Genomic DNA, 20,578 nt, shown 5'->3' with positions numbered 1-20,578 from the left:
GCAAACAGGTGGGCTGGGCAGGCCAGGGCGCAGTGCCCCGACCGGTTCCTTACGTGCGCAATAGACCGGGTCATTTGCTTTCCGCCTGTTTCAGCTCAAGCACTTCTTTAGGGGTGACCATGTCGCCCTTGTCATTGCCCCAGGCGTTACGTTCGTAGGTCACGACCGCTGCGATGTCGACTTCCGAGAGTTGCTTGCCGAACGCCGCCATGGAGGTGCCGGGCTTGCCGTGGAAGACAATGCTCAAGTGCGCATCTTTCGGTCCGGTGGCGATTTTCGAGCCTTTGAGCGCCGGGAACATCGGCGGCAGGCCCTGGCCTTCGGCCTGGTGACAGGCCACGCAAGTGGTGTGATAGACCTTGTCGCCGCGCTCTTTGAGCTCGTCGAGGGTCCATTCCTTGCTGGTCAGCTCTTTAAGCTGCAGGGCTTCAGCCTTGCGCTCGCCCAGCCATTTTTCGTAATCGGCCTTTTCCTTGACCTCGACCACGATCGGCATGAAGCCGTGGTCCTTGCCGCACAATTCGGCGCATTGACCGCGGTAGATGCCGGGCTTGTCGATGCGGGTCCAGGCTTCGTTGACGAACCCCGGAATCGCATCGCGCTTGACCGCAAAGGCCGGCACCCACCAGGAGTGGATGACGTCGGCGGAAGTCACCAGGAAGCGCACCTTGGCGCCGATTGGCAGCACCAGTGGCTTGTCGACTTCAAGCAGGTAGTGCTCGCCCTTGGTTTCCTTGTTGTGGATCTGGTCGGCGGGCGTGGTCAGGTTGCTGAAGAACTCAACGTCCTGACCCAGGTATTTGTAGTGCCACTTCCACTGATAGCCGGTGACCTGGATATCGATATCCGGCTCACTGGCGTCGTACATCTTGATCAGGGTTGCAGTCGCGGGAACCGCCATGGCCACCAGAATCAGGAAGGGCACGATGGTCCAGAGGATTTCGACGGTGGTGCTTTCATGAAATTTTGCGGCCACCTGCCCGGTAGAGCGGCGGTGGACCATCATCGACCAGAACATGGCGCCGAAGACGATGATGCCGATCACTACACAGATCCAGAAAATGGTCATGTGCAGGTCAAATACTGCGTGACTGATTTCAGTCGCTCCAGGCGCCATATTTACAGTCCAGGCGGCTTGCGCCTGACTGAAAATCGACCACAACAGGAGGCCCATCCAGACGTGTGGATGTCGCATCATTGCGGGTTCCCCTTATCGTTCTTGTTATCCCGCCGGCTTTCACCTGCGGCAAGGGAGCGGCTTTTTCAGACTACGAACTTGAATCACCGAGCCTTGCTGCGTGTGCAGTCGGGCGTCATCAGCTAACTCCATTCCCACCCGAGTATAGCCAGCGACTGCCACCTCGCAATGTGATGGCGTAAATCAACTGAAACAGCTTGGACTTGCGTTCCAGGTCACGAATGGAGAAGGATGCAGACGAGTGGTGGCAAACCGATATAACGGAGGCGTCTCAAGGATGAAACAATTATGACAAATGCGTCTTAGCATTTTTCATAAGCCAGCTAAGTTATGTCTTCCCTATTTCATTGCCTTTGTATCCTGGAGTTTTCATGAACACCGCCGCATTGCGCGAGCAGATCCAAAAAGCCCAACAACACGAAGCCGAAACCGGCCTGCTGACTCGTCAGCTGGAAACCCAACTGCCACACCTTCACTCTGCCATCCAATTGCCGGATGTCGACGCCAACGGCGTGATGACGCGTTTTGTGGCCGCGTATATAGAACAAGTGCCGGACCTGCTGGATGCAGCCAATGAAGTCGCCAGGGAAGCGGGTATCGAAACACAGATCAAACCGGTGCTGAAAATCGCCGAGCAGTTCTTCCTCCAGCCCCCGGCGATCATGACCGGTCACGTTGGTCTGGACAGCCTGCTGGACGAAGCCTATCTGGCGCACCGACTGGTCGAAGAGGTCAATGACCTGTACATCAAGCATTTTGGCCAGCCGCTGATCCCACTGGACATGACTGTTGCCAACCTGATTGCTCACCAACTGATCGGTGAGGCGTTCGCTAACCAACTGGATGAGGCGGTGCATCACGCTGTCGACGAAATGCTCAATGAAGAAAGTTTCGCGCTGGAATCGGTAGAAGCCTACCGTGAGAAACTCAACAGCCCGGACACCGGCGCTGCATGGAAGCGCTGGCCGTGCCTGTCGCGTCAGTTGGGTGTAGGTCTGGAGCTGGATCAGCCGGCGGCTTGATTTTCAGCCCCGACACAATCCCCCTGTGGGAGCGAGCTTGCTCGCGATCGCGGTGTGTCAGTCGACATGAATGTTGAATGACCAATCGCCATCGCGAGCAAGCTCGCTGTTTTCTATGCAGCCGAACCGACGCCGGTGGTGGTTCGTAAACGACCTTCAAGCCTGCGCTTCAACCCTCGCGCCTCAATCAGCAGTTTCGAACCCTTGGCCGCATTGGCCCGACCCCATTCTTCAAGCAACTCCAGACAGGAGTGATCGATGTAGCTCAGGTTATTGAGCGGCACATGCACCGTCGTGCCTGCCGGAATGGTCCCCAGTACCTGGGTCAGCGCCGGCACCTTGAGGAAGGTTGCTGCGCCAATCAATCGCAGTTCCATTTCGCCGTCCTTGGGCAGATCGATCAGGCTGATTTTCAGCCGCGACGCTTTCCAGGCCAGTTTGGCCAGGGTCAGACCGAAACCGATCAGCACGCCGGTCAGCAAGTCGGTGAAGATGATCGCCAGAGCGGTTGCTGCGTAAGTGAACATCGGCATCCGGCCATAACGACCCAGGCCACGAAAGGCTTTCAGGTCGACCAGTTTGAAGCCGGTGTAAACCAGCACACCCGCCAGGCTCGCTACCGGAATGCTTTGCAGCACGCTAGACAGCAACAGGACGAATGCCAACAGCCACAGACCATGAAAGATCGTCGACAGTCGCGTGGTCGCGCCGGCCTGAACGTTGGCCGAACTGCGCACGATCACACCGGTCATTGGCAGTGCGCCAAGCAAGCCGCAGAGCATATTCCCCACCCCTTGAGCCGACAGTTCCCGGTCGAAGTCGGAGCGCTGGCCGCTGTGCATACGATCCACCGCGGCAGCCGAGAGCAGGGTTTCGGCACTGGCGATGAAGGCCACGGCGAACGCGGCGATCAGCAGAGTGGGGTCTGCCAGGTTGAGCAAGTCCGCCGGTTTCAGCCAATCAATGGCCTCCGCCAGATTCGCCGGTACTTCCACGCGTTTGACTTGCAGCGCGAGTCCCAGGCTGGCGACCGTTGCCAGACCGACACCGAGCAAGGCACCGGGAACAAAACGCAGGGACTGCGGGCGGAATTTTTCCCACAGGTACATCACGACGATGGTCGATAGGCCGAGCAGACCTGCCTGCCAGCCAAATGACGGCAAAGCCTGGGCTACAGCGGCCGGGAAGGCTGAGAGGTTATCCAGCCCGGAAGGTTTGGGTACGGCGTCGAGCATCACATGAACCTGTGATAGCACGATCAATACGCCAATCCCGGCGAGCATGCCATAGACCACCGCTGGCGCCGTCACCCGAAACCAGCACCCGAGTTTCAAGCGCCCGGCCACCAACTGCAGAAAACCGGCCAGCAGCAGGATTGGCCCGAGCATAGCGACACCATGCTGGCGGACCAGTTCGAACACCAGAACAGCCAAACCCGCTGCCGGGCCGCTGACTTGCAGTGGCGAACCGGCAATCCAGCCCACTACCAAGCCACCGATGATCCCGGTGATCAGACCTTTGGAGGGAGGCAGTCCCGAAGCAATGGCAATACCCATACACAAGGGCAGGGCGACGAGAAACACAACCACCGAAGCCAGCAGCTCCCGTGGCAGAACAGCTTTTAATTGCGCAGCACGCATGGTGATTCTCCCGAAGTTTTCTTCAGGCGTGGAAAAGCCGGGCTGCTTGATCAGCAGCCTCGGCTAAACCACACGGGATTTAGGAGGATTTAGAAGCGCGCTTTGGGCGTCGCCACCGGAATCGGAAGGCTGCCATCGAGCGGCAGGAAACAACCCTTGTCCGCGTCGTAAGCTCTGATTTCGCTGGTTTCGATGTTGTAGATCCAGCCATGGATAAACAACTGACCATTGGCCATGCGCGAGGCTACCGACGGGTGCGTGCGCAAATGCTGCAGCTGGGCGATCACATTCTCCTCGGTGAGGACGTGCATGCTTTCGTTTTCGTCAGCGCAGTGGCAGTTTTCCTGGACCATGGTTTTTGCCACTTCGGCATGACGCAACCAGGCTTTGACCGTCGGCATTTTTTCCAGGCTTTGCGGGTTGAGCACTGCGCGCATCGCGCCACAGTCAGAGTGCCCGCAGATGATGATGTGCTGCACGCCGAGGGCCAGAACGGCGTATTCGATTGCCGTGGAAACACCGCCATTCATTTGCCCATAAGGCGGCACAACGTTGCCGACGTTACGGGTGACGAACAAATCGCCGGGGGCGCTTTGGGTGATCAGTTCAGGAACGATGCGCGAATCGGCGCAGGCGATGAACATCGCTCTGGGGCTTTGGGCCGTGGCGAGTTTCTTGAAGAGTTCTTCCTGCTGTGGAAAAACCTCGTGATGAAAATGCAAAAAGCCGTCAACGATATGCTGCAGCGCTGCATCGGCGGTTTCCGCCTCCGGTTGGGCTGAAGCCGACGCAGCCAACGGCTGTTTATCCTTGTCACTCATGATTCATCCTCTTTGGCGGAATCAGGGAATTTTCCCGTTTTGTCCGGTGTGAAGCCAGTGGCTGTTTAAAAAACATCCAGGTCGAAGTTCTCGACCCGTCAGTCACTCGATGAACAAGGTATCTGCCGAAACTTAACTCAAACTGAATCAAGCGCTCTAGGACGTGTGTTCCAGGTCATTAAAAACGTGACCAGCGTAATGCCCAAGTGCTTTTCCCACTACTCAACCATAGGCCAATTGTCCTCAAATCAACGACATCTGGCGACCTGGCGGACAGAAGGCTTCACAGTCCAGATTAAAACCTTCGCGATGATTAAGCCCCAACCGTTTGATCGATTTGACAAAGCGTTGTGCCACCAGATCGGCAAACGGCCCCTCACCACGCATCCGCGCGCCAAACCGACTGTCGTAGAGCTCGCCGCCACGGCTCTGGCGAATCAGGCTCAACACATGAGCGGCACGCTGAGGATAGTGGGCCGCCAGCCATTCTTCGAACAGCGGTGCTACTTCCAGGGGGAGGCGCAACATCATGTATGCCGCACTTTGCGCACCGGCGGCATGAGCCTCGTTGAGCAGGCTTTCGAGTTCGCTGTCGTTGATCATCGGAATCATCGGCGAACACAGAACCCCCACCGGAATGCCGGCTTCACGCATCACGCGTATCGCTCGCAAACGAGCCTTGGGTGCAGCGGCGCGCGGTTCGAGAATGCGCTTGAGTTCATCGTCGAGGGTGGTCAGGCTGATCATCACCGCCACCAGCCTTTGCTCGGCGAGTTCGACCAGCAGGTCCAGATCGCGAAGAATCAGCGAACCCTTGGTGATGATGGTCACCGGGTGACGGTAACGCAGCAGCACTTCGAGGGTCTTGCGGGTGATCTTGTGTTCGCGTTCGATCGGCTGATACGGATCGGTGTTGGACCCCAGGTTGATCGGCGCGCACTGATAACCGCGCTTGGACAGCTGTTCTTCCAGCACATCGGCAGCGTTGGTCTTGGCAATCAGCTTGGTTTCGAAATCCAGCCCCGGCGACATGTCCCAATAAGCGTGACTGGGCCGTGCGTAACAATAGATGCAGCCGTGCTAGATTATACGTACCGATAGGTTACTGAGCTTGCCACCGTGCCTCTATGCTTTCCATACGTTCGCTTTTCCAGCCAGAAACAGGCGGATGGTAATTCCGACGTTCGCCAATCTGAACGGATTGAATCCTTTGTCAGCAAGCATAACCTCACGGTTGATACCAGACTTGAGGATCACGGTATCAGTAGTTTCCGTGGAGCTAACGCTAAAAAAGGTCAGCTATCGGTATTTCTTCAGCGGGTGCGTGATGGGGAAATCCCCAATGGAAGCTACCTTCTAATTGAAAACTGGGATCGGCTTTCACGTCAGGTGCTGGATGCGTCTATAGAGATATTTTCTGACCTGATCCGATCCGGTATCAAGATTGCCGTATTAGATGAAGATACAGTTTATGACGATCTCACCAGCAACAGTTTCATCCGGGCAATTGTCCAGTTTGAAAGGGCTCACTCAGAAAGTTTACGCAAATCGGATATGTCGAAGGCGTCATGGCGGGCTAAACACAAGGCTATGGCTGAAGGTGCGATAGCCACAAAGAAAAGTCCTCAATGGCTGGTAGTGAAGGATGGGGCGTGGTGCAAGCTTGATGATATTTGCCTACACATTGAAACCATGTTCTCTCTCGCTCAAACCTACGGTGTGGCAGAAACAGGAAGACGCCTCAACGCTCAATTTGGCACCAGCTATAAAACGCACCAGATCCAATACCTGTTACGCAATCGACGCCTGCTAGGCGAACACTCCCCGGTGGAATTCAGCAAGGAGCACGGCAAAAACGTCCCCACAGGACAGGTTGTGGAACATTACTACCCGCTGGTAATCCCTCCAGCTACGTTTGAAGAAGTACAGACGATACTCAAGAGTCGAAAACCGTTTTCAGGCAGGCAGGATGCAACCAACCTCAATATTTTCCGCAACCTTCTAGTCTGTGCAGAATGTGGCGGTAGTACACGGTTCATGCTCAGGAGTGGTAAAGAGTTCTACTATTGCACGGCATCGATGACTGGTGGCTGTGTTGATGATCAGATTAGGTCGATTCGTGGGGAATTCCTTCGCCGTGTATTATTTAAATTTGAGCATTGGACTGCGATCCGCGACTACATAGCCGCTGGTTCAGATGTGCTGAAGGCGCTGAAGAAAGAAGAAACTGTTGCCGTTGCAAAACTGACCAGATTGGAAGTCAGGGCAGACGGGTTGAAGAAGAAACACGCTGCTGAAGATGACGAGGACAAAGCTGAAACCTATGTCAGCCTGCTGACTGAAACCCGGAAAGCAATTGCCACTGCAAAAGCTGACATTCATCGTATCAAGCAAGAGCTTGCCAGCTTGGATGGGGCATTTGCTCTGACAGACAGCAATGCCGACTCCTTTGAATCAATGCTGACATCTGACAGTGAACAAGCCCGCACCGACCGACAGCGGCTGAACAGATACCTGCGGGGGATATTCCTTAAGCTTGAACTTCACTTCCCCACACGCAAGTTAGAGACGCAGCCTATACCCGCTTTGGCGAACAGAATCAGCCCGGTGGTTGCATACGTCCCGCAGCCGAAAGATAAACGCACTGGCGATGATTACGGTCACCACACATGGATCAGTAAAGATAAGCAGGTGTTGATTATCAAGAGTATCAAAGCACGCCTGCGTCGGGCTGGCATGTCCTCGCCTACTTTTTATCTAGTGAAGCCGATCTACGAGGATGTGGTGTTTTCCCTCTTGCCGAAGAAAAAGCCACACAAAAATCATAAATCGATAGAGATGCCGGAAGAACTCAAAAGCGAACGACTGGTGTGGCAGTCTCCAGATCCTTTTCTAAAGTGATATGGGTTAGTGTACTTGTCGATATTGTTAATTCACTCGAATGAAGACATTGGATTTAGTTAAGCAATGGTGCTCCTCGCCCTTAAGTATTTAGCTTTTGCGCATGGCCGTGACTGTTAAAATCCACGTTGACTTTCTGCCGCACAAGTAGGACACTGAAATCGCTATTTGTCGTCTTTTTTAAGAGCCTTCAGTTCTGTTGCAGGCCTTTAAAAGCAAGGTGTAGAGCCAGTTATTCAGCACAAAGTGGCCCTGGTTTTCTCAGGTATCAGTATAGGAAGAGATGTTCGATAAAAAAGGAGTGTTAAATTGACTGAAGCCAGCATAGATAAAACAAGAAGAAGACTTTGTTCCCTATTTGATCTTTACGATTTCAAATACCAATATTCTTTCTTTTTTCCAGACGGGATAGAGCCTGAGCATTTCCTAAACCAAGCAGCAAAGATAAAGAGGTTTCTTAGAAGGAAGTACAAGCAACCAATATTATTAAAAGTAAATCTAAGCGCAAAGAGAGGGTTGCATGCCTACATTACTATGTACGCCGAACAGCAGCTTGAAGACTATAAGAAGTTTATGGAATTAAGATTTCCCGGTGAGGCAAGAAGCAGGGCGTTAACGCCAGAAAAAATAGAGTCAACTATAAGTGCAATAATGAATCAGAAGCCGCATAACTTGAGTGGTTATTTCAAGAAGGATAAAGTTAATCGATTTACGATGCTTAATAGTATTTAAATTTGCGGAAGATGCGCCTGATTAAGGATACGCACGAAGCCAGTAAGTAACCTAACTTCTTGCATTGACGCGAAAACCCCAATACTTGGGGTTGTAAGCTGTATCACTGCGGATAAATGGCTTCGAGCCGTGAATTATGCACGGGCACCGGTAAGGCCATTGATCTCAGCAGCCACACTTGAAAACGAGCAGTAAAAAAGATAATTAATTTACTGCCGGCCATCGACATGGCCAGCAATGGATATGAATTTATCAAAAAGTATAATGTATTTATTTTTAGTCTTAATTATTGTGGCTGCATTTTTATTGTTTGGGCATTCTACCAAAAACTTGGCGCTGGCCCCGGTAGAACCAAAAGCTCTTCCTGTGAATTGGTTAAATGAGTGCCACTGCCCGCAAACACATTCGTAAGGAGCCCCATCGTAAAGTGAAAAATCACGAGCCTTAGTAAGCGGGATGCCTAGCTCTTGGATAAAACTTTCCCTATCAAGCATCTTCATTTTAATATCCTAAAGCTAAAATTGTTTAAATTTGTCCGTATTTTAAACTACCGAAGCATCAAAATTTTAACATAGCCTAGAGGCCTTCACCATAAGTATGTAAGCAAACTCTTTGGCCGACCTTTCAATAGTAGGTAATTTGGTTGAGTGGGTCATAAGCCAAACCTCTAGAGCTTAACCAGTTGCTTTAAAGTCCTTTAGAGGAGGTGATTTTCTTCAGCTCATCATAAATCCCACTCAGGACGAGCCAGAAGCCAGCCATGACGGCCCCGGCTATAAATCCACCTATTGCACCCCATTCGCCGTAGATTGTGTAACCCGCGAACGCAACGGCCACAATGGCAAAGTAGCAAAGGTAATCATTGAGCCTAATAATTCCATCCTTCAATGTTCATCTCCTTGGGGCATCGGTAGATTGATATCAAATGCGAAAGTACCGCCAGATTAAGATGGTGTGAAAGGGACAACAAGGCTGTAGTCACATGTTGAGCAACGTCGAACCGCGTGACTCTTGTTTAATTCAACGACTTGATGGAGAGTGTTCCACTCGCAATTTGGGCATTTGAAACCTTTACCCGAACCGGGATTCACAGCCCGATTCCACCCCCAACCAGTGGTACCGCATTTCGTGCATTGAGACACCGCACCTTCGTTGTAAAAGGTTTTCTGTTCGCAGTGCGGACATTGTGAGCCAGCCATTTCATTCCCTCGAATTTATCCAGTGAAAGCAGATTGCCACTCTAGTCCGTGTTCAGCAAGGAGAACTGCGGCCGTGTTCTTTTGACTACACCCTAGAGACCACTCGTCGGTGAATACGCTCAAGACCTTAAAAGTGTATTCAATAGGGTTGCATTGAGTAGTGAACACGCTGACAATGACTACATCTAGAGGCAAATGAATACAGGGGAATGGAAATGGCTAATGTAGGTTACGTCCGGGTTTCATCAGTTGATCAGAACACAGCTCGTCAGTTGGACGGGTTGACGTTAGACGAGACATTCACTGACAAGGTAAGCGGCGCCACCACTGAGCGTCCTGCTCTGCAAGAAATGCTGCGCTTCGTTCGTAAGGGTGACACCGTATACGTCCACTCAATTGACAGGCTGGCACGTAGCCTGTCTGACCTCTTAGGTTTGATAGAGGACCTCACTGCGAAGGGGGTAGCCGTCCAATTCTACAAAGAGAAATTAACCTTCACTGGTGCTGATGATAAGTATCAGAACCTCATGCTCCAGATGATGGGCGCAGTCGCTGAGTTTGAGCGTTCGATGATTAAAGAACGTCAACGCGAAGGTATCGCCAAGGCGAAGAATGCCGGCGTTTACAAAGGTCGCGCTAAATCGATTAATGATTCCCAGATACGTGCTGCTGTAGGGAGTGGCTTGAGCTTCAGGAAAACGGCTGAAAGCCTTGGTGTGTCACTGAGTACAGTGCAGCGAGCTATGAAGGCAGAAGCATAAGGGAAAATGCTCTCAGAAACCGTCATTTGTAGGCGGTTTTCAACCCTCTGAGGCGTTTTAGAGATTCTACCCTCTCCGAGTCAGGGGTAGCCTCAAGCGCCCCCCACAGCGTGGATATTTCCCGATTAACCGCGTTTGGAATAATGGGGTTAGTAGTCTTGCTTGAAACCCTTTCCCAAGCGACAGTAGATTGATTTGTATCGGTGCGAATTGTTGAGTAAACCCAGCCGTGCTCGCAGCCGCGATAGGGGTTGATCGAACGATCGAAGGGCAAATCCGGGGAGTTATTGCGGGTGATGATGGTTTTCGCCGTTTCGATGCGTACTTCTGTGCCCTGGGTCAGAGGGGCTTCCTGATACCAGCCGTCGTCCTCCGCCACCGAACGGTTCGGCGCGAAGCGGTTGTGCGGGTTGGTCGCGGTGCCACGGCCGCGTGGAGGTAATGGTGTGTTCATGGGGAAAGCCTACGAAGCTGTATGTTCATACAGTATCTCGGCGCGCACCGATGTGCCAGTGCCGTTTGGCGCTTTTCACGTCGATGCCGACATTACGGTCAAATTAATGAGATGAAGTCTAATGCTCAGCAACTTTGCAATTGAGCGTTACATATAAGTAATGGATTGAAAGTTATATTTATCTGTATTGTCTGAGTCGCTGTAAAACTAAACATGGATTTTACTTAAAAGGATTTAATAATGTCGTTTTTCAATCGCCGTGGTATTTTTCTGCAAAAACTTGGGCCTACCATAGTCGACCCGAATGAAGTATTGGTCTCCATGCAGTTCGCTTTAAAGGAATCAAGTCTGGATGCAAACGATGTTCCGACGGAGCGTCTGCTGGACTCCGTTATTTACACTGCCTCGTCCTACGATGGTGGGCGATCTTTCAGCATTGGCCATGCCCGAGACGTTGATGGTGATGGCGACATCGATGGCAACGACAAGGCAAAGTTGCTCGCCCTGGCCAAAGCTTATGCGGATATCGTCAAGCCGTAATTATAAGGTTAGTGCAAGATGGCGCTGCCGGGCTTTATATCAACGTCACAACCTGATATTGCATCTAAGTAACGGGTCAGAAGAACTCAACAAGCTTGATTATGATCCGTGTTTGATCTGGCGGTCACTTTAGATAACGATATTGATGAGAAGGACGTAGGCGCTATTACTCAATTTGGCCTCGCTTTCTACTGACAACCGATGATTGGTTCTGGTGATGGAGTTTTCCTTTATCCCGGCCGTAGATCCGGTACGTTGTACCGCAGCGCGCTGCCGGACAGTGGAGCGGCGCAGTTGCTGGAAAAACTCAAGGTGTGAACGGTGATCACGTTTCTGCCCGAATCGGATTCACGCTGGTTGTCCGCCCCCGGTATCGCACAGGTACAGTTGCCTTATCGCACCAACCATGTGGACGACGCTGAGGTACTCACGGTCCTTCGTGCCATCCAGACTGCGGAAGCCAAAGGCCCGGTGCTGATGCACTGCAAACATGGTTCAGACCGCACCGGCCTGATGGCGGCGATGTATCGGGTCGTTGTGCAGGGGCGGAGCAAGGAAGACGCTTTGAACGAAATGACCCAGGGTGGCTTTGGTGACAGCACCCACTTCAGGGACGGTGTGCGTTACATGATGCAGGCCGATGTCGACAAGCTTCGCACTGCGCTGCTAGCGGCGATTGCAGCACGAGCCCGTTCGCGGCGTGTTCGATGAAGAGTTGGTTTCAGTCGGCTCATGTCGAGTAGCAATACCTTCCACTGCATTGCGCAGTGGAAGGCGGTTTTTGCGGGTCAGTGCTGCTCGTCAGGTTTTTTCTTCAACTTAGGGTTCGGGAAAAACTGCACGGGCTGAACCTTGGCGTCCGGCACTTTAAGCGCTGAAATGTTAACCCGTGTGCCCAATTCCTTGGGCACTGACAAGCCTTGCTCATTCAGCGTATCGGAGTAACCGCAGGCTACGCACTCGCGATGCGGGACTTCGTCTTCGTTCCACATCATCAACTTGTCCGGCTCGCTGCATGCCGGGCAGACCGCCCCGGCGATAAAGCGTCTTTTGGTAATCACAGGACCCTCACTCATGCTGCCGCGACCTCATTCAGGCCGCTGTGACGCAAGAGTGCGTCAATCGACGGCGGACGTCCGCGGAAGTCGACGAACAGCACCATGGGTTCCTGGGAACCGCCGCGCGCCAGGATTGCCTCGCGGAACGCTCGACCGGTGTCGGCGTTGAGCACGCCTTCTTCTTCAAATTTCGAGAAAGCATCCGCTGACAGCACTTCAGCCCATTTGTAGCTGTAGTAACCCGCAGCGTAACCGCCAGCGAAGATGTGCGCGAAGCTGTTAGGGAAACGGTTGTAGGCCGGTGGACGCATGACCGAGACCTCGTCGCGCACGCCTTCGAGCACTTGCAGCACGCTGCGACCGTCGCCGTGAGTGGCGTGCAAATCGAAGTCGAACAGCGAGAACTCCAGTTGACGGACCATCATCAGACCGGACTGGAAGTTCTTCGCGGCAAGCATTTTCTCCAGCAGGTCCTGGGGCAGCGGTTCACCGCTTTCGTAGTGGCCGGAGATCAGCGCCAGACCTTCCGGCTCCCAGCACCAGTTTTCCATGAACTGGCTTGGCAGCTCGACCGCATCCCAGGCCACGCCGTTGATGCCGGATACACCGGCGTGCTCGACGCGGGTCAGCAGGTGATGCAGGCCGTGGCCGAATTCGTGGAACAGGGTGGTCACTTCGTCGTGGGTCAGCAGGGCAGGCTTGCCGCTGTCCGCCGGGGTGAAGTTGCACACCAGATTGGCCACCGGGCTTTGCAGTACGCCTTCAGCGGTGCGACGACGGTCGCGAGCGCCGTCCATCCACGCACCGCCGCGCTTGTTGGCGCGGGCGTAGAGATCGAAGAAGAAGCGACCGACGTGCTGGCCGTTTTCCTTGATCTCGAACAGGCGAACATCCGGGTGCCAGGTGTCGAAGCCTTTCTGTTCGGCGATCTCGATGCCGTACAGGCGTTGAACGATGGCGAACAGACCGCCCAGTACTTTGTCGATCGGGAAGTAAGCACGAAGGGCTTCTTGAGCAACGCTGTAACGCTGTTCGCGAAGCTTTTCACCGTAGAAACCGCTGTCCCAGCTTTGCAGGTCCGGGCAGCCTTGTTCGGCGGCGTAGGCTTTGAGCTGTTCCAGATCTTGTGCGGCGAACGGTTTGCTGCGCTTGGCCAGATCGCGCAGGAAGCTGAGTACCTGGTCGCTCGATTCGGCCATTTTAGTGGCCAGGCTCAGCTCGGAGAAACTGGCGAAACCGAGCAGCTTGGCAAGCTCCTGACGCAGGTCGAGGATTTCTTCCATGACCGGGCCATTGTCGTTCTGACCGGCATTCGGGCCCTGATCCGACGCACGGGTGCAGTAGGCGGCGTAAACTTCTTCGCGCAGGTCACGGTCCTGGGCGTAGGTCATTACCGCGTAGTAGCTTGGGAACTCCAGGGTGATCAGCCAACCGTCCAGGTCCTTGGCCTGGGCAGCGGCGGCCATTTGCGCCTTGGCCGAATCGGTCAGGCCTGCCAGGGTGGCTTCATCGGTAACGTGCTTGGTCCAGGCCTGAGTCGCGTCGAGCAACTGGTTGGAGAAGCGACTGCCCAGCTCCGACAATTTGCTCTGCACCTCGGCGTAACGCTTCTGCTCGTCTTGCGACAGGTCAATACCCGACAAACGGAAGTCACGCAGGGAGTGTTCCAGGATAGTTTTCTGCGCCACGTCGAAACCGGCGGCTTCCGGGCTGTTGGCGAGGGCTTCGAAGGCCTCGAACAATTCGCGGTTTTGGCCAAGCTCGGTGGAGTAGGCGCTCAAGGCTGGAAGGCAGGACTCGTAAGCTTCACGCAGTTCGGCGCTGTTGCACACGGCATTCAGGTGGCTGACCGGGCTCCAGGCAGCGCCCAGACGGTCATTGAGTTCGTCCATCGCCAGCACCAGGCCGGCCCAGGTCGGTTGTTTGCCCTCGGTTTTGAGGATCTCGATAATGGCGGCACGGTTGTCAGCCAGGATCCGGTCAATGGCCGGTTGCACGTGTTCGGCACGGATCGCCGAGAACGGCGGCAGGTCGTAGGATTGCAAAAGAGGGTTGTTCACGCTCACGGTTGGCACCTTGGCTGGAAGAAACATGGAGCCATCTTAATTACAATCGACGCTCACCGCAGCTATCAGCAACAGAGAGAAACCCTATCGTGACCCTTCGCAAGTATCAGAACCACATGCCGTTGCTCGGCAAAGGCGCTTTTGTCGACGGCTCGGCGGTGGTGATCGGCGACGTCGAAATCGGCGAAGACAGCTCGGTCTGGCCGCTGACGGTGATCCGTGGCGACATGCACCGCATCCGCATCGGTGCGCGCACCAGCGTGCAGGACGGCTGTGTGCTGCACATCACTCATGCCGGGCCATTCAATCCTGATGGCTTTCCCTGTGTGATCGGGGATGACGTGACCATCGCCCATAAAGTCATGCTCCACGGTTGCTCGGTGGGCAGCCGGGTTCTGATCGGCATGGGCAGTATCGTCATGGACGGCGCCGTGGTCGAGGACGAGGTGATCATCGGCGCGGGAAGCCTGGTGCCGCCGGGCAAGCGTCTGGAAAGCGGTTTTCTTTATGTCGGTAGTCCGGTGAAACAAGTCCGGCTGTTGACTGACAAGGAAAAAGCCTTTTTCACCTACAGCGCGGCGAACTACGTGAAGCTCAAGGACCTGCATCTGGCCGAAGGCTACGACCAGCTCTAAGCCCCTAATAACGCGTCCCGCTATTGCTCAGGAATTTTCATGCATTACCAAACCGTTTTGTTCGACCTCGATGGCACCCTGACCGACCCGCGTGAAGGGATCACCCGTTCGATTCAGTTCGCCCTGAGCAAACTGGGTATCGATGAGCCTGACCTGACCAAACTGGAACACTTCATCGGCCCGCCGTTGTTGCAGGCATTCATGCAGTTCTATGACTTCGACGAGCCCAAGGCCTGGGAGGCGGTCAACTTCTACCGCGAACGCTTCAAGGTCACCGGCCTTTACGAGAACCGCGTATTCGACGGTGTCACCCCGCTGTTGGAAACCCTTGGCGGGCAAGGACGACAGCTCTATATAGCGACGTCCAAGCCGTGGATTTTTGCCAGGGAAATCGCCCGGCACTTCGACTTCGCCAAACACTTCAAGGTGATCTACGGCAGCGAACTGGACGGCACCCGCACCAACAAAGTCGAGCTGATCGCCCATCTGATGGCCGAAGAAGGTCTGGACCCGACCAACACCCTGATGATTGGCGATCGCAAACACGACTTGATCGGTGCGCGCAGTAATGGGCTGGATGCGGCGGCGGTCGGCTATGGTTTTGGCAGCCGGGAAGAATTGAGCGCAGAAGCGCCGGCCTATCACTTTGAAACACTGGATGAGATGCATCAGGCGTTTTTGCAGCGCTGATCAAATCCATTCGCGGGCAAGCCCGCGAAGAGGCCCGTTCAGCCACCGAAGTTTTATGATCCTGCCAAAGCCTTCAACGCCACCTTGCGCTCGCCAACCGGCAACGCACCCAGCTTCTCGACTGCCGCATAAAACGCCAACCAATCCCCACCCACCTGCTTGAACAGCGTGGCAAATGCCGGCACCCACTGGTCATACAAACCAAACGGGAGCAGCCGCGCGTTGTTCATGGGGGCATTTATCCACGCGTCATAGCGTTTGTCCCCTGTCCACTGGCTGTCGCGCAGCAGCCGGTATTCACCTCGTAACCGCTCGAACTCAGCGGCCTTGCGCTGGCGCATCTGGTCAGCCGGCAGCGGCAGGGTGTAAAGCCGTTCAAGTCGTGTGCGGGCATTGAGAACCAACTGGACGAACTGATCGCGTTGCTGCGCCTGAGCGCCGTTTTCCGGCGCAAGACTGCGGACTGCGCGCCATTGGCGCGTGCCTTCCTGCTCGACGAAGGTGGCGAAAGATTCGTTGAATTCGGTGTCGTCCTTCACATAAAAGCGTTGATGGGCGAGCTCATGGAAGATCAGCGTGGCCAATCGTTCGTCACCCCAGTTCATCATCGAACTGATAATCGGATCGTTGAACCAACCGAGCGTCGAATAGGCCTCGACGCCGCCAATCGACACATCCATACCTTGCAGACGCTGCAATGCCGCCTCGCCACGGGCTGCGCTCTGGCTGTAATAGCCGCGATAGGCAACGCAACCGGCGACGGGGAAGCAATGGTTTTGCGGCGTCAGGGAAAATTCCGGCGTGACGAAAACGTTCCAGACTACGAACGGCCGGCCAATGTCGGCGTACAGGCGATAGCTCTGGTTATCCGGCAAGTGCAGATGTTGGCTGGCGAATGTCCGGGCCTTTTGCGATTGAGTCAGGTGCGCACGCAATTGTTGATCGCGGCCCGGATCGGCAATCACTGTGGAAACAGGCACCCGTGCCCGCAGCAATTGCAGCTGACCACTGGCCAATTGGCCGTAATAGCTGACGCTGGCGCAACCGTTGAGTAACAAAAACAACACGCCCGGAAACAAAATGCGTAAAACGCGATCAAGTAACCCAAGGCTTGGAAGCGGCCTGATCAAAATGAATCATCCCTGGAAAGTCTGCCCGCAAGACTATCCCGCCTGACTGGAGCTCCGCTATGCGCAAGTTGATGCTGACGGGAGGCCTGCTGATGCTGGCCGGCTGTGCTGGAATTGGAATGCCCAATCCTGATCCGGCGCAAGCATGGATCGATCTGGATTCGAAGCAGGAAGACACCGCGCTGCAAGCGCTGGAAGTCGATGACAAGGCCTCTACCGACAAGCGCTATTTCGAGGTTCAGCCTGGCAGTCATGAACTGACGGTTCGTTACCAATTCCCGGTCGCACCGACCAACATCGGCCCCGACGCCGAACCGCTTTGGCGTGACTGTCAGATGAACGTGAAATTCAAAGATTTCAACGCCGGCGAGCGGTATCAGCTGCAAGCGGGGAATATCGGCTTTCGGCCGTGGGCAAAGCTTTATGACCAACAGCGAAAAGTGATTGGCCAAGGCACACCGGCAGGCTGCCAACGCACCTGATCGGCGCTATGCTGAAAGCCCATCCCTTAGGGATTTCATCATGCGCAGGTTAGTGCTGTTACTGGCTGCAATCGCCGTTTCCGGCTGCCAGACCCCGTTGCCGGCGGTCAATCCGCAGATGGCCTGGGTCGACTTCTCTACGCCATTCCCCGGCGATAAATTGCTGATGGCTGAACGACTGGACAACCAGCGAATGCGCGACGGGCGTTACTTCCAGGTCACCCCCGGTAGCCATGAGCTGATCGTTCGATTCGACTTTGAAGTGGCGGGTGGGGGCTCGGGCCTGATGACCGACCCCTCGGAGCGGTTATGCTACCTGACCATCAAGTACGATCATTTCGAAGCCGGCCAGCGTTATCGGCTGGAAGCCCGTTCTATGGCGTTCACCCCTAGCGCCCGGCTTTACAACGCCAAGCGTGAAATCGTTGCCGAAGATCGGCAGGTCTATTGCGTCATGTGAAGCGAATCAGCGGTCGTTTTTCTGATAGATGATTTTCTTGGTGCCGTTTTCGCACGAGCCAACGACCATATTCTGATCGTGCACTTCATCATTGGTGACGATCTCCAGGGTGTAGGACGAGACGTTATTGGCCTGGATCTTGGCTTCAATCTCGGCTTTGAGTTCTTCGCAGGATTTCGGTGCCGCCAGGACCGACGTGGTAAGCGCGCAACAGATAATCGCCAAGGCAAAACGTTTCATGGTTGAAGCTCCTTTGAGGCAGCGCGCACGGTAATGCGTTTTTGCTGCCGTCATTTATTCGACCACAGTTCCGCCAGCCAGGTTTTGTTTCAGGTCAAAAAAGATCGCAGCCATCGAGAGCTGCGATCTTTTATCGGGTGGCGCCACAACCCGATATCAGCTGACCAACGTCGCATCCAGGCTGATCTTCGCATTCAGCACTTTGGAAACCGGGCAGCCTTCTTTGGCTTTATTGCTCAGTTCTTCGAACTGCGCTTGTGTCGCCCCAGGGATTTTCGCCTTGAGGATCAATTTCACCGCCGTGATCGCAAAACCGCCTTCCACCTGGTCCAGGGTGACTTCGGCATTGGTATCGATGCTGTCAGCCGTGAGGCCGGCATCGCCGAGAATCATTGAAAACGCCATGGAGAAACAACCCGCATGGGCCGCGCCGATCAGCTCTTCCGGATTGGTGCCCTTGCCGCCTTCGAAACGGGCCTTGAAGCCGTAGGGCGCTTCTCTGAGGACACCGGTTTCCGTGGAAATCGAGCCGATGCCGGTTTTCAGATCACCTTCCCAATGAGCCGATGCTTTCTTCGTGATAGCCATGTCTGCCTCCTCAAGATCCGGCGCGAAGCGTCGCGCCTTCGTAGTTTTCGGTTGCTAGGGTTCTGAGGATAGACCGCGCTGCAAAGTTCACCTCATCTGATCTTTCTTCAAATTCGGTAGGAATTTTGCCTTTGCTATTGAAACTCGGGTATATGCCCTCATTGCATGAAACACGCTTATAGATTCGGCAGGTTTTCGTTTGCGAGAAAAAACCTGCGTACCCAATTGGAGGAGCAGGTTTATGAAACGACTGTCCGATATCAAATTCTCGACCCTCGATCTGGTGCCCGTAAGGGAGAACGGCAGCGCGGCCCAGTCCCTGCGCAACTCTCTGGACCTGGCGCAGCACGTCGAAAAACTCGGCTACAACCGCTTTTGGGTTGCCGAGCACCACAACATGGACGGCATTGCCAGTTCGGCAACCTCGGTACTGCTGGGCTACCTGGCCGGCGGCACCTCGACCATTCGAGTCGGTTCGGGGGGCGTAATGCTACCCAACCACGCGCCGCTGGTGATCGCCGAGCAGTTCGGCACCCTCGAAAGCCTTTATCCGGGGCGGATTGATCTGGGACTGGGGCGCGCCCCCGGTTCCGATCAGATGACCGCTCGTGCGCTGCGCCGTGAACGCTCCGGCAGTGCCGACGAGTTCCCGGAAGATGTGGCCGAACTGATGCGCTACCTCGGCCCGCGCACGCCCGATCAACGGATCATCGCGATGCCGGGCACCGGCACCCAGGTCCCGGTCTGGCTGCTGGGCTCCAGCCTGTTCAGTGCACAACTGGCCGGTGAGCGCGGTTTGCCCTACGCCTTCGCTTCACATTTCGCACCGCGCTTCATGCATGAGGCCATTCGCGTCTATCGCAATCACTTCAAGCCTTCCGCGGTACTGGATAAGCCCTACGTCATGCTCGGCGTGCCGCTGGTGGCCGCCGACACTGACGAGCAGGCCGATTATCTGGCAACTTCGGTCTACCAACGGATTCTTGCCCTGATGCGTGGCCAGAGCCTGGTGCAACGTCCTCCGGTGAAAACCATGGACGGCTTGTGGCTGCCGCATGAGAAAGAGGCGGTCGGCGATTTCCTTGGCTTGGCCATGGTCGGCAGTCCGCAGAAAATCCGCGCCAAACTGGAAGTGCTGATCGAGCAGACCCAGGCAGACGAGCTGATTTTCACCTGCGACCTGTACGAACATGCCGATCGCGTGCATTCCTATGAACTGCTGGCGCAGGTCATGAAGGGCTGACATTCAAAAAACGAGCGCAAAAAAGCCGACGTCATTGCGTCGGCTTTTTCATTTTCGAGGGAGGTCATCCCTGCTTGTAGACGATTTGCTTGGTGCCTTTTTCACAGGTACCGACGACTTTCCCGTCAGCAGCAGTGCCTTTATCTACGATTTCCAGTGAATAATTGGAAATACCTTTGGCATCCAGCTTCGCGGCGATATCGGCTTTCAGCTCCTCGCATGGCTTGCCGTGAGCAAAGGCTATACCTGCAAGGCTCATCAAGCCTACCGCCAAAATAAAATTCTTCATCGGTCGCATTCCCTGGTCGGATCAATAGGGGCACCCAGCGATCAGCCGGATGTGGTGATGTGGCGTTTTGCCATTCCCTATGGCGCTCGGCCAGCGCGCAAGTTCAGAAGACTACCGCAAACTCAGCTGGTGGCAATCCTGAACCCGACCTTGAGCGTCACCTGGAAATGTGCAGCCTTGCCGTCCTTGATGTGCCCGCGGGTTTCGGTCACTTCAAACCATTCCAGGTGCTTGATGCTTTTATTGGCTTCGGCCAGAGCGTTGTTGATGGCGTCTTCAATGCTGCTGGCGGACGAGCCGACCAGCTCGACTTTCTTGTAGGTGTGATGGTCAGACATGGGCGTTCTCCTCAGGGTGTGAAATACAGCCTAGCAGTGATTTTTCGTATTACTTGTGATGGCCATTGCGAGGTCGAGGTTCAGATTTACT

General features: G+C 54.7%; 22 protein-coding genes and 3 pseudogenes. 11 read left to right on the top strand and 14 right to left on the bottom strand.

Annotation, left to right across the window (positions count from 1 at the left end; all coding sequences use genetic code 11):
- Window positions 1–70: 70 nt before the first annotated feature.
- Complete coding sequence (gene coxB / locus FQ185_RS28520; protein ID WP_149420348.1) at window positions 71–1,198, bottom strand: cytochrome c oxidase subunit II; 1,128 nt, start codon at window positions 1,196–1,198, stop codon at window positions 71–73.
- 371 nt (window positions 1,199–1,569) lie between these two features.
- Here coxB and FQ185_RS28515 point away from each other — a divergent pair, with 371 nt between their 5' ends.
- The gene (locus FQ185_RS28515; protein WP_149420347.1) at window positions 1,570–2,220 is read left to right on the top strand and encodes a hypothetical protein; all 651 of its coding nucleotides are present in this window, start codon (window positions 1,570–1,572) and stop codon (window positions 2,218–2,220) included.
- A gap of 113 nt (window positions 2,221–2,333) precedes the next feature.
- Here FQ185_RS28515 and FQ185_RS28505 read toward each other — a convergent pair whose 3' ends face one another.
- From FQ185_RS28505 to FQ185_RS28495, 3 genes and pseudogenes are all read right to left on the bottom strand, one after another.
- Window positions 2,334–3,860, bottom strand: a complete 1,527-nt coding sequence (locus FQ185_RS28505; RefSeq protein ID WP_149420345.1) for a SulP family inorganic anion transporter — start codon at window positions 3,858–3,860, stop codon at window positions 2,334–2,336.
- Between the two features lie 89 nt (window positions 3,861–3,949).
- Complete coding sequence (locus FQ185_RS28500) at window positions 3,950–4,681, bottom strand: carbonic anhydrase (protein WP_149420344.1); 732 nt, start codon at window positions 4,679–4,681, stop codon at window positions 3,950–3,952.
- A 243-nt stretch (window positions 4,682–4,924) separates the two neighbouring features.
- Window positions 4,925–5,761 (bottom strand): annotated as a pseudogene (locus FQ185_RS28495) (PA0069 family radical SAM protein); the annotation flags it as partial.
- A gap of 39 nt (window positions 5,762–5,800) precedes the next feature.
- Here FQ185_RS28495 and FQ185_RS28490 point away from each other — a divergent pair.
- Window positions 5,801–7,582, top strand: a complete 1,782-nt coding sequence (locus FQ185_RS28490; RefSeq protein WP_149420343.1) for a recombinase family protein — start codon at window positions 5,801–5,803, stop codon at window positions 7,580–7,582.
- Between the two features lie 309 nt (window positions 7,583–7,891).
- The gene (locus FQ185_RS28485) at window positions 7,892–8,314 is read left to right on the top strand and encodes a hypothetical protein (protein WP_149420342.1); all 423 of its coding nucleotides are present in this window, start codon (window positions 7,892–7,894) and stop codon (window positions 8,312–8,314) included.
- 209 nt (window positions 8,315–8,523) lie between these two features.
- Here FQ185_RS28485 and FQ185_RS28480 read toward each other — a convergent pair whose 3' ends face one another.
- Both FQ185_RS28480 and FQ185_RS28475 read right to left on the bottom strand, forming a co-directional pair.
- Window positions 8,524–8,814, bottom strand: a complete 291-nt coding sequence (locus tag FQ185_RS28480; RefSeq protein WP_149420341.1) for a hypothetical protein — start codon at window positions 8,812–8,814, stop codon at window positions 8,524–8,526.
- A 187-nt stretch (window positions 8,815–9,001) separates the two neighbouring features.
- On the bottom strand, window positions 9,002–9,202 hold the full coding sequence (locus FQ185_RS28475; RefSeq protein WP_149420340.1) for a hypothetical protein: 201 nt from the start codon (window positions 9,200–9,202) through the stop codon (window positions 9,002–9,004).
- 520 nt (window positions 9,203–9,722) lie between these two features.
- Here FQ185_RS28475 and FQ185_RS28470 point away from each other — a divergent pair.
- Window positions 9,723–10,274 (top strand): recombinase family protein, encoded by a 552-nt coding sequence (locus tag FQ185_RS28470; RefSeq protein ID WP_371926706.1) that lies wholly within the window; start codon window positions 9,723–9,725, stop codon window positions 10,272–10,274.
- Window positions 10,275–10,479: 205 nt separating this feature from the next.
- On the opposite strand, the pseudogene FQ185_RS28465 reads toward FQ185_RS28470, so the two are convergent.
- Window positions 10,480–10,728, bottom strand: a pseudogene (locus FQ185_RS28465) (radical SAM protein); the annotation flags it as partial.
- A 240-nt stretch (window positions 10,729–10,968) separates the two neighbouring features.
- Here FQ185_RS28465 and FQ185_RS28460 point away from each other — a divergent pair.
- Complete coding sequence (locus tag FQ185_RS28460) at window positions 10,969–11,268, top strand: hypothetical protein (RefSeq protein ID WP_149420338.1); 300 nt, start codon at window positions 10,969–10,971, stop codon at window positions 11,266–11,268.
- 246 nt (window positions 11,269–11,514) lie between these two features.
- Window positions 11,515–12,011: pseudogene (locus FQ185_RS28455) on the top strand (tyrosine-protein phosphatase); the annotation flags it as partial.
- A 45-nt stretch (window positions 12,012–12,056) separates the two neighbouring features.
- Here FQ185_RS28455 and FQ185_RS28450 read toward each other — a convergent pair.
- The gene (locus FQ185_RS28450) at window positions 12,057–12,344 is read right to left on the bottom strand and encodes a YheV family putative zinc ribbon protein (protein WP_149420337.1); all 288 of its coding nucleotides are present in this window, start codon (window positions 12,342–12,344) and stop codon (window positions 12,057–12,059) included.
- The gene (gene prlC, locus FQ185_RS28445) at window positions 12,341–14,419 is read right to left on the bottom strand and encodes an oligopeptidase A (RefSeq protein ID WP_178113620.1); all 2,079 of its coding nucleotides are present in this window, start codon (window positions 14,417–14,419) and stop codon (window positions 12,341–12,343) included. The genes FQ185_RS28450 and prlC overlap by 4 nt, the downstream gene beginning before the upstream one ends.
- A gap of 62 nt (window positions 14,420–14,481) precedes the next feature.
- Here prlC and FQ185_RS28440 point away from each other — a divergent pair, with 62 nt between their 5' ends.
- Entirely contained in the window at window positions 14,482–15,027 is a 546-nt protein-coding gene (locus tag FQ185_RS28440) for a gamma carbonic anhydrase family protein (RefSeq protein ID WP_149420335.1), read from the top strand.
- A gap of 39 nt (window positions 15,028–15,066) precedes the next feature.
- Entirely contained in the window at window positions 15,067–15,717 is a 651-nt protein-coding gene (locus FQ185_RS28435; protein WP_149420334.1) for an HAD family hydrolase, read from the top strand.
- 53 nt (window positions 15,718–15,770) lie between these two features.
- On the opposite strand, the gene FQ185_RS28430 is transcribed toward FQ185_RS28435, so the two are convergent.
- Window positions 15,771–16,847, bottom strand: a complete 1,077-nt coding sequence (locus FQ185_RS28430) for an aminopeptidase (protein WP_149420333.1) — start codon at window positions 16,845–16,847, stop codon at window positions 15,771–15,773.
- Window positions 16,848–16,906: 59 nt separating this feature from the next.
- On the opposite strand from FQ185_RS28430, the gene FQ185_RS28425 reads away from it, so the two are divergent.
- Window positions 16,907–17,329, top strand: a complete 423-nt coding sequence (locus tag FQ185_RS28425; protein ID WP_149420332.1) for a hypothetical protein — start codon at window positions 16,907–16,909, stop codon at window positions 17,327–17,329.
- Between the two features lie 40 nt (window positions 17,330–17,369).
- Window positions 17,370–17,789 (top strand): hypothetical protein, encoded by a 420-nt coding sequence (locus tag FQ185_RS28420; protein WP_149420331.1) that lies wholly within the window; start codon window positions 17,370–17,372, stop codon window positions 17,787–17,789.
- Window positions 17,790–17,795: 6 nt separating this feature from the next.
- Here the strand turns inward: FQ185_RS28420 and FQ185_RS28415 are convergent, their stop codons facing one another.
- Both FQ185_RS28415 and FQ185_RS28410 read right to left on the bottom strand, forming a co-directional pair.
- Window positions 17,796–18,029, bottom strand: coding sequence for a DUF1161 domain-containing protein (locus tag FQ185_RS28415; RefSeq protein WP_149420330.1), 234 nt, complete (start codon window positions 18,027–18,029; stop codon window positions 17,796–17,798).
- Window positions 18,030–18,185: 156 nt separating this feature from the next.
- A complete protein-coding gene (locus FQ185_RS28410) occupies window positions 18,186–18,617 on the bottom strand; it encodes an OsmC family protein (RefSeq protein ID WP_149420329.1) in 432 nt (143 codons plus the stop codon).
- A gap of 241 nt (window positions 18,618–18,858) precedes the next feature.
- Here FQ185_RS28410 and FQ185_RS28405 point away from each other — a divergent pair, with 241 nt between their 5' ends.
- Window positions 18,859–19,860 (top strand): LLM class flavin-dependent oxidoreductase, encoded by a 1,002-nt coding sequence (locus tag FQ185_RS28405; RefSeq protein WP_149420328.1) that lies wholly within the window; start codon window positions 18,859–18,861, stop codon window positions 19,858–19,860.
- A 64-nt stretch (window positions 19,861–19,924) separates the two neighbouring features.
- On the opposite strand, the gene FQ185_RS28400 is transcribed toward FQ185_RS28405, so the two are convergent.
- Complete coding sequence (locus tag FQ185_RS28400) at window positions 19,925–20,149, bottom strand: DUF1161 domain-containing protein (RefSeq protein ID WP_149420327.1); 225 nt, start codon at window positions 20,147–20,149, stop codon at window positions 19,925–19,927.
- 122 nt (window positions 20,150–20,271) lie between these two features.
- On the bottom strand, window positions 20,272–20,487 hold the full coding sequence (locus FQ185_RS28395; RefSeq protein WP_149420326.1) for a dodecin: 216 nt from the start codon (window positions 20,485–20,487) through the stop codon (window positions 20,272–20,274).
- Between the last annotated feature and the right edge of the window lie 91 nt (window positions 20,488–20,578).

The organism is Pseudomonas sp. ANT_H12B, from assembly GCF_008369325.1.
Taxonomy (GTDB): domain Bacteria; phylum Pseudomonadota; class Gammaproteobacteria; order Pseudomonadales; family Pseudomonadaceae; genus Aquipseudomonas.
Note: the sequence above shows the minus strand (reverse complement) of the source record. Positions and strands in the feature narration are given on the sequence as shown.

What these genes read in the sequence shown, in the direction of transcription:
- coxB (WP_149420348.1), bottom strand. Translation starts at nt 1,198, where the DNA reads ATGATGCGACATCCACACGTCTGGATGGGCCTCCTGTTGTGGTCGATT.
- FQ185_RS28515 (WP_149420347.1), top strand. Translation starts at nt 1,570, where the DNA reads ATGAACACCGCCGCATTGCGCGAGCAGATCCAAAAAGCCCAACAACAC.
- FQ185_RS28505 (WP_149420345.1), bottom strand. Translation starts at nt 3,860, where the DNA reads ATGCGTGCTGCGCAATTAAAAGCTGTTCTGCCACGGGAGCTGCTGGCT.
- FQ185_RS28500 (WP_149420344.1), bottom strand. Translation starts at nt 4,681, where the DNA reads ATGAGTGACAAGGATAAACAGCCGTTGGCTGCGTCGGCTTCAGCCCAA.
- FQ185_RS28480 (WP_149420341.1), bottom strand. Translation starts at nt 8,814, where the DNA reads ATGAAGATGCTTGATAGGGAAAGTTTTATCCAAGAGCTAGGCATCCCG.
- FQ185_RS28470 (WP_371926706.1), top strand. Translation starts at nt 9,723, where the DNA reads ATGGAAATGGCTAATGTAGGTTACGTCCGGGTTTCATCAGTTGATCAG.
- FQ185_RS28460 (WP_149420338.1), top strand. Translation starts at nt 10,969, where the DNA reads ATGTCGTTTTTCAATCGCCGTGGTATTTTTCTGCAAAAACTTGGGCCT.
- FQ185_RS28450 (WP_149420337.1), bottom strand. Translation starts at nt 12,344, where the DNA reads ATGAGTGAGGGTCCTGTGATTACCAAAAGACGCTTTATCGCCGGGGCG.
- prlC (WP_178113620.1), bottom strand. Translation starts at nt 14,419, where the DNA reads ATGTTTCTTCCAGCCAAGGTGCCAACCGTGAGCGTGAACAACCCTCTT.
- FQ185_RS28435 (WP_149420334.1), top strand. Translation starts at nt 15,067, where the DNA reads ATGCATTACCAAACCGTTTTGTTCGACCTCGATGGCACCCTGACCGAC.
- FQ185_RS28425 (WP_149420332.1), top strand. Translation starts at nt 16,907, where the DNA reads ATGCGCAAGTTGATGCTGACGGGAGGCCTGCTGATGCTGGCCGGCTGT.
- FQ185_RS28420 (WP_149420331.1), top strand. Translation starts at nt 17,370, where the DNA reads ATGCGCAGGTTAGTGCTGTTACTGGCTGCAATCGCCGTTTCCGGCTGC.
- FQ185_RS28415 (WP_149420330.1), bottom strand. Translation starts at nt 18,029, where the DNA reads ATGAAACGTTTTGCCTTGGCGATTATCTGTTGCGCGCTTACCACGTCG.
- FQ185_RS28410 (WP_149420329.1), bottom strand. Translation starts at nt 18,617, where the DNA reads ATGGCTATCACGAAGAAAGCATCGGCTCATTGGGAAGGTGATCTGAAA.
- FQ185_RS28405 (WP_149420328.1), top strand. Translation starts at nt 18,859, where the DNA reads ATGAAACGACTGTCCGATATCAAATTCTCGACCCTCGATCTGGTGCCC.
- FQ185_RS28400 (WP_149420327.1), bottom strand. Translation starts at nt 20,149, where the DNA reads ATGAAGAATTTTATTTTGGCGGTAGGCTTGATGAGCCTTGCAGGTATA.
- FQ185_RS28395 (WP_149420326.1), bottom strand. Translation starts at nt 20,487, where the DNA reads ATGTCTGACCATCACACCTACAAGAAAGTCGAGCTGGTCGGCTCGTCC.